Origin of the sequence: Mesorhizobium sp. M0633 (assembly GCF_040320645.1) — a bacterium.
Taxonomy (GTDB): domain Bacteria; phylum Pseudomonadota; class Alphaproteobacteria; order Rhizobiales; family Rhizobiaceae; genus Mesorhizobium.
Window position 1 is genome coordinate 82,371 of the sequence record NZ_JAMYQC010000016.1, and the last position, 12,107, is coordinate 94,477.

The following is a 12,107-nucleotide window of genomic DNA, read 5'->3' on the forward strand; positions in this document are numbered from 1 at the left end:
AGGCGCAAAGCGATAAAACTGCGCGATCGGCGACCGTCATCCCGTCATCCTTGATACCGACCCATTGGCCTTCAAGGCGGCCATCAGCATCGGCCCGACCGAAAACTGCCCTGCCCTGGCCTTATCGGTGAGAACGCGCAGATATCCGCCCGCGGAATTGATGTGCTGTGCCCGCTGCAGAATGCAGGCGATCACCATTGCCGCGGTTTCCTGCCCCATCGCATGGCAGGCGTCCTCGTATGCGGAAGGCGACACGCCTAGGTAACCGCGCACCTGGGCCGCCGTGACCATTAAATCGCGCCAGTTGCCGATCCCGTCGACGGCGTAATCCGCAATTTCAGGGCAGGCCTTCAGCACAATCCCCAGCGGATATGTTTTCGAGGGCTCTGCGGTCCTCGTCCTTGGCTGGGCCGTCGACCCGCTTTTCTCCAAAGCAGGTTCAAATTCAAAAATAGAGTCGGTATTTGAATTAGATTGCTGCCGCTCGCTTTGGGAGTCATTGCCGCTCAGATTCGTGGATTTCATATGAATTTCCAGCAGCTTATCCACTTCGTCACGCAACACGGCTAGATCGGCCACGATACGTTCAAGGTCGGCAATGCAAGCTCGGCGCGGAATTCCCTCCACAACGCCGCGGAAACGCTTCCACAGGCCTCCCCAGTCGCCTGGCACATCTTCCTCAACGGCCGCCTCGATCAGCTTGTGGATGTCGCGGCGGTGCAAGGTGATCCGCTCGCGCATAAGCCTGAGCGCCCTGTTGTCGGCGCGAACACGCTCAGCCGCCGCCTCGAACTCGCAAGCACGGGCGAGCAGCGGCGCCAGTGAGAAGCCAAATGCTTCCTCGATCTCCCCTCCCCGGCCCTTCCGCGCATAACGCTTGCCGTTCGGGCTGTCCCGGCGGATGATCAGCGCGAGGTCCACTAGGGCCGCCAGGTGTCGCCTAACAGTGGTATCAGGCATTCCGTGCGCCCTGAGGGACAGCTGTGCGTTAGAGGGAAAGACGATGAGTCCGTTTTCCTCACACAGATCACTGTCAGGATAGAATGATAGCAACGCATTCAGGACGGCCAGAGCGCGATCGCCGATGCCGACGATGCTCTTGCCCTCGCAGAGGTTGCGATAGATCTGCCACTTGTCGACGACCCTGTCCTTGGGGATCTCACCTGACTCGTTTTGCGCTGCCAGCATGGCAAGCGACATCGGCCGCCGCCCAAAGGGCGTCGTTGCAATACCCGTCTCCATTTCTTCCTTCGCCTTCAATTAGGCAAAAGAAATCCGTCCGCCGAATCGACGCTTAAAACTCTTGACACTGATTCGCGGAAATGAGATTCTCGGATTGTCTAGATACGAGAAGGGCTTCCGCTACGGTGACGTTCGGGGGCCTTTTTCTTTTGCGGTTAAGTGCTCCTTAGTCCGTTATCTTTTGGCGGAACTCGTCATAGAGCGTTTGCAGGCGCTCCCGCACGAAGCTTGCGAATTCCGGTTCGATGCGCTTGTCGAAAGCGAAGGTCATCTTCGTTTCGCTGTCGCTGATGTTGACCAGGCGAGATCCGTTGGCGGCGGTCCACACCGTCCGCTCCGGCTTCTTTGCCGCGGTCTTGACGAGGTCGTGAATGGCCTGAAAACGCTCATCACTCGTGCGCGCCGCGAATTCAGGATCCTGGATGGCCTTAAGCGCCTTGGCCCGCTTGCCCTTTTCCTCGAGCAGATCGGCAAGCTCGGCCCATTTCTGACGCCCAACGGATTCCGCGGTGCCGATCGCCTCGATAATCTCGGCCGGCAGGCGCGCGACCAGCGCAATCATCCTGGACAGCGCCGCCTTGTCGACGCCAAGCGAGGCCATGATGATGTCTCGCGAAAAGCCCTTGGCCTCGAGCTTGGCCGCAAAATAGCAGCGCTCGACGTAGGAAAGGTCACTGCGACTGTTGTTTTCCTGCCCCTGGCTGACGACGAGCTGCTCGTCGGTCAGGTCCCTGACGACAGCGCGGACCATGCGGCCGAGCTGACTGACCGCAGCCAGTCTCCGATGCCCGTAGGCGACCTGGTAGCGAGCATCGTTTTCAGGATGCGGGCGCACCAGGATGGGCACCTGTTGTCCATGCTCGCGGATCTGGTCGACGAGGGCCGCTCGTCTTTCGTCGCTCACGCCCAGTCGATCGACCACGATGGACTGGTCGATGAGACTGGGCTCGAGCTCAACGACCGCCTGCCCTTCCGACAGCTTGCGCTCGATCTCCTCGGCCCGCTGAGCGCGCGAATTGATGTTCTCGAGCGATTGCGAGATGGCGCCGACCGGCCTGCCCGGCTTGAGCGGCCGATCCAGCCCCATCAGTGGCCTCACCAGTGCCGTCCTGGCGGCGTCAGGCGGAGTTTGCTCGCCGGTCGGTTCCGAGACTTCGAATAGGTTCTTGCGGGCCATTGCTATTTACGCCCCCAGGTCTTGCGGATCAGTTCCTCGATCTCGCCGTTGACGAGGGTCAGGCTCTCAAGCGCACGGTCGTATGTCCCGCGCGTGAATTGCCCGCGCTCGACCTCGTAAAGGGTCTGCTTGGTCAGCCCAGCATCGGAGATCGCCGTGGACTTGAGCATGGCGTTTTCGAGCACGCGATTGCCGAAGATCGAGCGCATGAACCCGGCCATCTGGCTTTGCGGACCATCGTTCGGCTCGAACCGCGTGACCAGATAACGCATCCAATCATAGTCGGTGTTGCCGCCGGCGTTCTCCACGACCGAGAGTAAGTCCGAGGTCATGAGCAGGAACTGAGACATCGACATGACGTCGAGCATCTGTGGGTGCACGGTGATGATGACGGCCGTGGCGGAGCACAAGGCCGACAGCGTCAGGAAGCCAAGTTGCGGCGGGCAGTCGATGACGACGACGTCATACGCGCTTTCGATCTCGGCCAGGCATTCACCGAGGCGAGCGAAGAACATCGTGCCAGGCTGCCGGCTGGACAACACCTTCGGCGTCTCGTGCTCGAACTCCATCAGTTCTAGATTGCCCGGGATGAGGTGCAGGTTGGGCGTATAGGTCGAGCGCACGATTTCCAGAATGCTGCGACAATCCTCGTCGTAACGGATCGCCCCGTAGATGGTCTCGTTGGGGCCAACATCCAGCTCAGGCTGGTGGCCAAACATGGCCGATAGACTGGCCTGCGGATCAAGGTCGATGGCGAGCACCCGGTAGCCGCGCAGGGACAGGAACTGCGCGAGATGGGCAGCCGTCGTCGTCTTGGCGCTGCCGCCCTTGAAATTCATGACAGAGAGAATCTGAAGCTTCTCCCCTGCCCTGCGATGTCGAATGTATTTTCCAGGCGCCTTCGAGTTCGCCTCGTCGAGCACCTGGCGGAGCCGGTCAATATCCCCCACGGAATAGAGCCGCCGTCCGTTTGGCTGTGGCTGCGGACCATGCCCCTCGGCGACGATCTGGCGAAGATAGCCCTCATGGATGCCGATGAAGTCAGCGGCCTCCCCCGGCGTGAATAGGCGTATGCCCTTCTGCGACGTCGGGGGGAATGTTCTTGCCTGATGCGCCTGCAACTGCCTTGACAGTTCCGCAGCATCCGTGGCGATGAGTTCGCGAAGGCTTTCGCCCGCGGGACTGCTTTGGCTGACCTTGTCCAACACCGGCCTCTCCTGATCTGCGCATTTTGGCCAAGAGGCGACAGAAATGCGCTGATCAAGATGGACTGATTCTGGATGGTCGACAAACTCTTTTTGGTTAATGAAAGGTTAACGCTGCCAAGCCGCTAAGCGAGTCCTCGTCCGCTTGCAAATTGCAAAGAATCAAAGCCGCGCACTACTATGTCGCCAAGGTATTTCCCGGACGGGGCCGGCATACGACTGCATTGCAGGAATTTGGAGCCGCACCGCTTCCCCTGCCGATAGATCGCAATTTGAAGAGACCGCCAGTGGTCGTCGGCTACAGGCGGAACCGCGGGTGCCGGCACAACAGTGATGCCTATATTACGCTGGTTGTACGTGTGCAACTCCCTCTCCTGGTCGCTCGTTGAAATCGTCACCGCCCACAGGATTGACGTGTTGCGCCGAGGATTTCCGACGCCTTGCCTCTCGCAGGCAGTCGCATCCGGCCGAGGGCGGCAAGGTTGCGTTGCTGGACGGGCGCCACCGTTTTGCAGCCGACGTTGTACGTGTGCAACTTCGTTGTCGGAGCTCCTTCACAATCATTTTCGATTTGCATCCGGGCCTCGGTATCTGTCGCGGTGCCCGAGCACACTTCCAGTCAGCATGAACCTCGGCACGCTCCGGCACCAAAGTTGTACATGTGAAACTATTGCGGCTCTTTAGCTCCTATGTCCGCCGGCGAAGCTAATGGGTTGACCGGCAGGATCCATATCGGTGCCCCACCGTGATGCGTCTCATCGGAAGCACGCAAAGACCCAGCTGGTGGCGTGCTATTGATCGCGCTGCGCGCGGTCGCTATCCGCCGCCGGATCTGTCCGCTCCTCACTGACCCCACTGGCCTGTACTTCGCGGCGCCCGCGGCGGTCCGCTGAACCGGGCTATCGTCCAACGCGATCTGGCGAAGCTCCGTTCGATCAGAGACCGCGAGGTTGCACGCCTTGCGCCATTCCTTGCCACGCATTTCCTCGGCGCCAGCGGCGACCTCCGCAACATCCAGGCACTGTCCTGCGGCTGAGCCTATCGACCGCCCAGATCTATCCGGTCGGCAATATGGCAAGGCGGTTCACGTTTGCTTTGTGTCCGCACAACCGAGAGCGGAAGCCTTGGGCAGGTCAGCGTTTGACGAATGCCTTCGATGAGGGAGCTTCAGTTCTCGGTGCCGAGCAGGGGCCCGTGATTGTTGGGCCGCCTGCAACTCACACGGAGCACATGATCCAGTCTCCACCCAGAGCCCGCGGGAAACCACACCATACCAATTTGCTGTTCGGGCGTCGGGCGAGAGAGTTGCACGCGTACAACCAGCCAAGCCATAGCAGCATCATCGGTCTGGCATTACCATCTTACGACGTGAAGCGGCCACAGTCGATGCACCCGGGGCGCCAGGCGGGTTTCGCGAGACAAGACGTCGACGCCGATGTAGTCGTCGTACCCTTCATCGCCGCACGACGCGCAGGGCACCTAGTCTGGGCTTCGAAGCGATTGGCCACCACCAATTTCCTTCGACAACGGTCGATCCGCAGGCATCTAATGCCGACTCTTCAGCCTACCACCTCTCGCTGGCAACAGAAGCGGGCTTAGGCCAATTTGCAAAATACTGACCGTCATTCCATCGCGGGCTTCCACCCTGGACCACCCAAACCGGTTGGGGGCAGTGGTTGCACACGTACAACTGAAATGTATGGCCGTTTCAGCCCCTTGATCGCTTGTTGCTCATCGCCGCTTCGTGCTTTCCAGCGATTGCCATCTATGTGCGGTCCAGTAACCTTAACAGTTCGTTAAAAATGGGGCGTGCATGCCAGTCGCGACCCCAGTTCCTACTTGGGGCGGGGAGGGGAGGGAGGTCTATCCATCCTGACATGAATGTGCTGGGCGTCTTGCTAACAAGTGTCGTTGATGGTGCGACGCCCGATCGGGCTTGCCATGAAATGAAGAGGAGAGATCACCACGTCCAGGATCAACCGCCGCGCCGTGCTTTTCCACTCCGGCAGCGCCGTCTTCGCCTCGACGGTTACCGCGGTGGCTCACGCCACCGAGGCACCAAACCCACAACAGAATCTCTCAAGCGAACTGCGAGCATTGATTGAGTCGCACATGACCGCATACGCGGCCTTCGGCAAGGTCGTACACGAAGTGGGCGGCAGGGGCCGCGACCACGACAATGCCAACCGAGAGGAGGAGAGGGCGCTGCTGGCTATCTGCGCCTATCCTGCTGTCACCCAAGGCGATCGTTTGGCCAAAGCCCGATACCTTTTGGAGATCGAGGCGCGCGGCGAACTCGACGTGCCAGAGCAGATGCAGGCTCTTCTTCGCTCGATGATGTGGAAGGGATGAAGCCGACCGCTGTATAGCCGGTCAGCCTCGATCAAATCGTCCGAAGCTCGCCGGCTAACGTCTTTCCAGAACGTTTGTCCTGCACCAGTTCATAGCTGATCTTCTGACCATCATTGAGGCCCCGCAATCCGGCGCACTCCACGGCAGAAACATGCACGAGCACATCGGGGCCGACTTGATCAGACTGAATGAAACCAGAACCTTTTTGGGAATTGAACCACTTTACCTACCGGTGCCATGCAAGCCCTTTCTGACTAATCGACTGCCGATCGCCGGCCGTTTCAGCACGATCAGCAGCCAACAAATTCACGACTGTCATCCATTGCCAATTTGCAGAAGCCCATCCGACCGGGATCGAGTATCTGGAATGCCGCTGCATATTCTTGTCGTAGGCAATCACATCTTCAGCTAAATCCAAGAGAGAACGCTAACAATTCGACGGTTGGTCACCAGCGTTAAGCGATTGATACTGCAACATTATCGTTCGTTGTGTGCTGACGACAGCCTGTGCGTTTTCAGGCGAAAAACATGGCATAAAGCGCACTGGCAGTTTACCCTCGAAAGCATGATTCGCCTCGATCCCGCGACCGCCAGCACGTCTGCGCCGCCCACCGTCCGCCTTGGGCGCTAGCTGCCGGCGGCGCGCTGCATGAGGCCGACGCCGCCTTTCACGCCGGCGCTGCCTTGGCTTCGCTCGACGTGCTTGCCCGCGCGCAAGCCAGCTGGGCCGGCGCCTGGCGGCAGCGGTTGGCGCTCAACTGCGCCGCCGCCTCGATGCGGCTCGCCGGCCGCGCCGAGGACGCGGCCGCCTTGCGCGACGCCTGGCACCTGCGCCCGGTCGGCGTCGATCCCGGTCCCGCCGGCGCCGTCTTTGACGCCTGGCGGCAACTGGCGCTACAGCCACCCGCCGCCAGTACCGAACGTCTAGCGAAAGTGGCCGAGCTGCTCGGGCTCGCCTGGGATGACGAGGCTCTCGCCGACCTGTGCGCGGCGATCGACGAAAAGGGTCAGCGGCGGCCGGCCAGCGCCGTTCGCGGCTGCGGCGATTGCCGCGCACGTTGTGACGACGCGGCCTGACTCCGAGCTGTTGGCCTGGTGGCTGGCCGACCTGGTGCTGGCGCAAAGCCTGCGCTGGCCGCGACCGCTGCCGCTCATCATGGCGCAGGCCTTTGGCCCGGCGTTTCGGTCCGAGGGCGGCGGCGGCAAGCGGATCCGTTCGGGAGAGAAGGATTTTGAGCGGGCGGTCTGCGTCACGCTGGTTCATGCGGCGGCCGATGCCTGTCGGTTGGCCGGCGAGCTCTCGCGCCGCGCCGAGAAGCTCCTCGCCGTCGCGCCAAAACTGCGCGCCAAGGGTGCCGGCGACGTGATTTTTTTGCTGCTGAATGAAGACGCGATCTCAGGCTCGCTGACGCCGAAAAACCTGTCGCGTTTTGCCGCACGGCGCCTGTTCGAGCGACTGCAGCAATTGGATGCCGCGCGCGAGCTCTCTGGCCGCACCAGCTTCCGGCTGTTTGGGCTCTAGCAATGAACGAAGCCTTCGCCCGCCGCAAGGCAAACGATCAGCCTGCCTTGCTGGACACCGAGCTCGAGCACTTGCCGGCCGAACTGCGCTGGCGTGAATGGATGGGCCGCGTCGAAGCTGTCATCTTTGCTGCGAGCGAACCCGTGCCGCGCGAGATGCTGGCGCGCGTCGTCGGCAAGAACTGCAATCTCGACCTAGTCATCGACGACATCCGCGCAGAGCTCGCCAGTCGTCCCTACGAGCTGGTCTCGGTCGCCGGCGGCTGGCAGCACCGGACCAAGAAAGCCTTTGGCGACGCCATCCACGCCGCGTTCGGCACCGCGGCGGGCGAGGGGACAAAAGACCTGACGCAATCGGAGGCGCTTGTGCTGATGTGCATTGCCTATTTCCAACCGATCGCGCGTGGCGAACTGTCGTCCTTCTTCGGCAAGGAGGTGTCGCGCGATCTGATCGGTGTGCTGCGCGCGCAGGAGCTGATCGCCTCGGGGCCACGCTCACCGCAGCCGGGCGCGCCGTACACCTATGTGACGACGAAAACCTTCCTGTCGCAGTTCGGGCTCGACACGCTGCGGCAGCTGCCGGATTTCGAGGCGCTCGAGGATGCAGGCCTGCTGTCGAAGGAGAAGATGCTGGCCGGCGATATTCCGGCCGGGCTGGCAAGCGGGGAGGGCGAGGACGATGTCGTTGAGGACTAGGTGTCGTGAGCACGCGTTGTCGCATTGCGACCACAGAGACGGTCGCTGACTCAGGACCAGGAAGACTGGTCGTGCGGGAGCCGGTCATCGGGATCGTGAACCGCGACATGATCGCCGTCGACAAGATTGGCCGGAAAGATCACCAGATTGGTGCCGCCGGCGTGACGCAGCGACGGGAACAGGATGCCGCGAAGCCCGGCGGTGATGACCAAGTCCGCAAGCTTCCACGATGGCGGGATCTTCTTGTCGATGCGTGCCATCTGGCGCCAGGCACAATCCCATTCCTTCCAAGCACTATCCCATGCATTCGGGTCGAATCCCTGCGAAAGGTCGGCCACCTCGGCGAGCGTGATCTTGTAAGCGGCAAGGGTGGCTGGTGGGACGATGCTCGTACCCTGCCTGTATTCATCGAGCGCCGTCTGGGTTGAACGGGACAGATAGAGCGCTTCGACGCCTGGCCGGTTGAAACGCCCGCCGTCAATCGCCGCGCCTGCACCACTGGTAGGCAAAAAAGCCCATTTGGGTGTAAGATAGCGATAGAAGATCTCGTCCGGCCCGACGCGGGTGATCTTCACCCGCGCGCCCCGTTCTCAAGATCCCGGATGAAGGCCAGAACCGCCTCGACCTGGCCGTCCGCAACGAGCTCGGCAGCCGTGCGATGGCCATAGTCGGCGATCGGCTCGTTGCGATACCAGTAGATCGCCTTGTCGATATCGCCGGTGAGCTCTGTCGCGGCCGAAATCACCTTGACCATCTCGCGCATCCGGCCCTGCAGGCGCTCCGATGACGGGTTACGGAGCGTGTTGCGGTGGACACCGGTCAACTGCGCCAGGTTGGCCACCTTCACGCCAAGCGCCTGCGACAGGCGCTTTGGCGAGATATAGGGCGTGCGCGGCTCCTGCAGGCTGTCGACAAAGCCTGAGACCATCTTTGACTGTGCGAGCTGTGCGTGGGTCATGACATATCTCCGACCTCTCTTCCGCACAATATATGCACATTCTAACGCTTAGCAAGTGAACATAATTCTGCTGGCGCTGCGCGTCTTGATGCTGAGAAGCCGGCTGAGCTGGACCTTGTTCGGATTGAAATTCTGGCGGTGAACGGTTTGCGCCATTGAAAGGCGCGTTCATGCAGCGCCCGAGCCTCTTGCAGGGTCCACATCCGGCGGCCGTCGAAGGATTGAGCGTCAGGCATGGTCTTTTCGAAATCGCTGTGTGCTTTTCCATGCTGTTTCCTTGCGTTGTGGCGGCGTAAGCGCCTTGAACCTGACGGCCCGCGTCGAGAAGAGGCCGATCGACGGCCGATGGTCAGCACCGAAGGTCAAAGCTCGCGGTAGTCGAGGTACGGGGAGCGAACCCGTTGGAACGAGGCGTGCCGGCGCGAAGAGGCAATCCGCAAGCTCGTGGAGCGCTATCCAAAAAGCCTGAGCGGTCAGGCTGTAGCGGATCTGGCGTGGGAACTGGACCTGAGCCGGGCCACTCTCTACAGGATGATCAAGCTGTTTCGAGCAGGTGGCACTGTAAGTTCGCTGATGGACCGCAAGCGCGGTCGGCGCCAGGGACATCGTGCCCTCGACAAAGATCGAGAAGCTCTCGTGCGACGAACGATTGAAGGCTTTTATCTCAAGCCGACACGCCCGTCCTTCGCGCAGTTGGTTCGCCAGGTCCAAATCGCCTGCGCAGCGGCCGGCCTTGCTCCACCAAACTGGCGCACCATCAAATCCCGGGTTGAAGAAGTCGATCTACGGGTGAGGGGGCGTAAGCGCGGCGAGAGCGAGGTCGTCAAAGCTACAACGGCCACGCCAGGTGCCCTTTCGGCGTCGCGGCCGCTCGAATTTGTGCAAATCGATCATACCAAAGTTGACGTATTCGTTGTCGACGAAGAAACGCGTCTGCCGCTCGGACGGCCCTGGCTGACACTTGCGTTGGACATCTTTTCTCGGATGGTGACGGGCCTCTATCTGACCATGGAGGCGCCGTCGCGATTATCGACAAGCCTATGCATACTGCACTCAGTATTCGACAAAACCCAATGGTTGCAGGAGAGGGGTATCCATGAAGCGTGGCCAGTGGCCGGTTTGCCGGGAACGATACATGTCGACAACGGCGCGGACTTTCGAAGTCATGCATTCGAACGTGCTTGCCGGGACAACGGCATAAAGATCGATTGGCGTCCGCCGGGGACGCCTCATTTCGGCGGCCACATCGAACGGTTGATCGGCACGCAGATGGGCGCGGTTCATCTGCTGCCAGGATCGACCTCAAGCAACATCGAGGAACGGCGCCAGTATGATGCCAAACGCCATGCGACACTGACGCTTCGAGAGCTTGAGCGCTACATCGCACTCGAGATCGTTGGGCAATACCATCATGCTATCCATGGCGCACTCCGTCGGCCACCGATTGCGGTCTGGCGACAGCAGGAGAGTGAGTTGGTGTTGCGCCTGCCGAACGATCGTATGCAGTTCTGGATCTCCTTCCTGCCGGAGGCAGAGAGAACGTTGCGCCCGACCGGCATCCATCTTTTCAACATCCGCTACTGGTCGCCCGCCCTGGCCGCCGATATTGGACGAACCAAGGCCCGCCTGATTGTGAAATACGATCCCCGCGATCTGTCGCGCATCTTTGTTAAGCGGTCCTCAGGCAGCTTTGTTGAGGCTCGCTATGCCGATGTGACACTCGCGCCCATTACGTTGTGGGAGGCGCAGGCTGCCCGACGCAAACTTAACGCTCAGGGCAAACGCGAAATTGACATGCACGTCCTTATTCGCACTGCGCTCTCGCAGCGCGAACTGATCGAGCAGGCGAAAAACAAGACACAAGGGCGCCGGCTTGCGAAAACGAATGTGGATGACGATGAAGTGGGCTCGCTTCGTGGCGTCGATTCAAGCAAACCTGTTCCCTCCGTCGAAGATTTGGATTGAGCCCCTTTGAGCACGGATAACGTCCATCTGACGCAGGCGGCCAAAGACCTCCTCGGCGAGCCCGATATTGTCCGAGTTCGCGCGCTTCAGGCTCGCCGATGGATTTTTTATCCGCGCGCCAAGCAGGCACTCGATCGTCTCAACCTGCTGGTCGGCCATCCGCGCGGCACGCGCATGCCCTCGGTCGCCATCTACGGCGACAGTGGCATGGGCAAGACGATGATCATGGAAAAATTCTGCGACAATAACCCCTCCCGCTTTGATCCGACGACCGGCGTTCAGGCTATGCCGGTTCTGGCCATCGAGATGACGGGGAAGCCAGGTGAGCGCCGTCTATATGCCGAGATCCTGGCTGCACTTGGCGCGCCACAGGCACCCCGCGCCGACATCGTGCAGATGGAGCAGGCGGCGTTGCGGCTTCTGAAAACGGTTGGCGTCCAGGTCCTGGTGATCGATGAAGTACATAACATTCTCGCCGGCTCGTACCGCGAGCAGCGGGTCGTGCTGAACACGCTGCGATTTCTCAGCAATCGGCTTCAGATCTCCCTCGTTTGCTTCGGCGTAATTGAAGCCCGCGAAGCGATAAGTGGCTACGTACAGCTTGCCCGCCGATTCGGCGAGCTGACCGGCCGCAACTGCGGTACAGCGAAGCTGGACCGAGGGTTGGCGTATAACCTGTCCCGTTTGCAGGCAACGGCAGCAAGAGACGAGGGAGGGGTCATCTGCCCTCGCAAGCACGTCCTTGCCATTCGAGGATCTTTGGGTAGTTGCCGTCCAGGGCGAGCGGCTCATCGATCAGTCGCTGACGGGAGCATCTGTCGGTTGGGTGTCGCCAATCGATATCGTCCGTTTACTCCTCATCAGACGATGCCCGAAGCCAGTCCGCCATCACCCATCGATAGGCCGCTGCACCATCCTTGGCGCCGTCGTTCCGGGTTTCGATGAGCTTGTAGCCGAACAGAGACTCCCAAGACCTACGATTGCAAGACCG

At 60.8% G+C, this 12,107-nt stretch carries 9 protein-coding genes and 4 pseudogenes; 6 read left to right on the forward strand and 7 right to left on the reverse strand.

Annotated elements, in window-relative coordinates; genetic code table 11:
• Positions 1-36: 36 nt before the first annotated feature.
• From repC to repA, 3 genes are all read right to left on the reverse strand, one after another.
• A complete protein-coding gene (gene repC / locus NKI47_RS18320; protein WP_352592268.1) occupies positions 37-1,242 on the reverse strand; it encodes a plasmid replication protein RepC in 1,206 nt (401 codons plus the stop codon).
• Positions 1,243-1,408: 166 nt separating this feature from the next.
• On the reverse strand, positions 1,409-2,419 hold the full coding sequence (gene repB / locus NKI47_RS18325) for a plasmid partitioning protein RepB (RefSeq protein ID WP_352592270.1): 1,011 nt from the start codon (positions 2,417-2,419) through the stop codon (positions 1,409-1,411).
• Positions 2,420-2,421: 2 nt separating this feature from the next.
• Positions 2,422-3,624, reverse strand: a complete 1,203-nt coding sequence (repA, locus tag NKI47_RS18330; RefSeq protein ID WP_199645937.1) for a plasmid partitioning protein RepA — start codon at positions 3,622-3,624, stop codon at positions 2,422-2,424.
• Positions 3,625-4,483: 859 nt separating this feature from the next.
• On the opposite strand from repA, the pseudogene NKI47_RS35145 reads away from it, so the two are divergent.
• A pseudogene (locus tag NKI47_RS35145) lies at positions 4,484-4,683 on the forward strand (tyrosine-type recombinase/integrase); the annotation flags it as partial.
• A 930-nt stretch (positions 4,684-5,613) separates the two neighbouring features.
• A complete protein-coding gene (locus NKI47_RS18335) occupies positions 5,614-5,976 on the forward strand; it encodes a hypothetical protein (RefSeq protein ID WP_352592273.1) in 363 nt (120 codons plus the stop codon).
• A 31-nt stretch (positions 5,977-6,007) separates the two neighbouring features.
• On the opposite strand, the pseudogene NKI47_RS18340 reads toward NKI47_RS18335, so the two are convergent.
• Positions 6,008-6,202 (reverse strand): annotated as a pseudogene (locus NKI47_RS18340) (cold-shock protein); the annotation flags it as partial.
• Positions 6,203-6,541: 339 nt separating this feature from the next.
• On the opposite strand from NKI47_RS18340, the pseudogene NKI47_RS35150 reads away from it, so the two are divergent.
• Together NKI47_RS35150 and scpB are read left to right on the forward strand one after the other, a co-directional pair.
• Positions 6,542-7,498 (forward strand): annotated as a pseudogene (locus tag NKI47_RS35150) (DUF1403 family protein).
• A 2-nt stretch (positions 7,499-7,500) separates the two neighbouring features.
• Entirely contained in the window at positions 7,501-8,193 is a 693-nt protein-coding gene (gene scpB, locus NKI47_RS18355; RefSeq protein ID WP_352592279.1) for an SMC-Scp complex subunit ScpB, read from the forward strand.
• A gap of 50 nt (positions 8,194-8,243) precedes the next feature.
• Here scpB and NKI47_RS18360 read toward each other — a convergent pair whose 3' ends face one another.
• The 3 genes and pseudogenes from NKI47_RS18360 to NKI47_RS18370 form a co-directional block, all read right to left on the reverse strand.
• Complete coding sequence (locus tag NKI47_RS18360; RefSeq protein ID WP_352592282.1) at positions 8,244-8,768, reverse strand: RES family NAD+ phosphorylase; 525 nt, start codon at positions 8,766-8,768, stop codon at positions 8,244-8,246.
• On the reverse strand, positions 8,765-9,151 hold the full coding sequence (locus NKI47_RS18365) for a hypothetical protein (RefSeq protein WP_352592285.1): 387 nt from the start codon (positions 9,149-9,151) through the stop codon (positions 8,765-8,767). The genes NKI47_RS18360 and NKI47_RS18365 overlap by 4 nt, the downstream gene beginning before the upstream one ends.
• 81 nt (positions 9,152-9,232) lie before the next feature.
• Positions 9,233-9,354: pseudogene (locus NKI47_RS18370) on the reverse strand (biotin synthase BioB); the annotation flags it as partial.
• Between the two features lie 241 nt (positions 9,355-9,595).
• On the opposite strand from NKI47_RS18370, the gene NKI47_RS18375 reads away from it, so the two are divergent.
• Together NKI47_RS18375 and NKI47_RS18380 are read left to right on the forward strand one after the other, a co-directional pair.
• Complete coding sequence (locus NKI47_RS18375) at positions 9,596-11,116, forward strand: TnsB C-terminal domain-containing protein (protein ID WP_352592288.1); 1,521 nt, start codon at positions 9,596-9,598, stop codon at positions 11,114-11,116.
• Positions 11,117-11,122: 6 nt separating this feature from the next.
• A complete protein-coding gene (locus tag NKI47_RS18380; RefSeq protein WP_352592291.1) occupies positions 11,123-12,061 on the forward strand; it encodes a TniB family NTP-binding protein in 939 nt (312 codons plus the stop codon).
• Positions 12,062-12,107 lie beyond the last annotated feature (46 nt).

Excerpts from the sequence above, each read along its gene's own strand:
- repB (WP_352592270.1), bottom strand. The coding sequence starts at position 2,419 with ATGGCCCGCAAGAACCTATTCGAAGTCTCGGAACCGACCGGCGAGCAA.
- NKI47_RS18365 (WP_352592285.1), bottom strand. The coding sequence starts at position 9,151 with ATGACCCACGCACAGCTCGCACAGTCAAAGATGGTCTCAGGCTTTGTC.
- scpB (WP_352592279.1), top strand. The coding sequence starts at position 7,501 with ATGAACGAAGCCTTCGCCCGCCGCAAGGCAAACGATCAGCCTGCCTTG.
- repC (WP_352592268.1), bottom strand. The coding sequence starts at position 1,242 with ATGGAGACGGGTATTGCAACGACGCCCTTTGGGCGGCGGCCGATGTCG.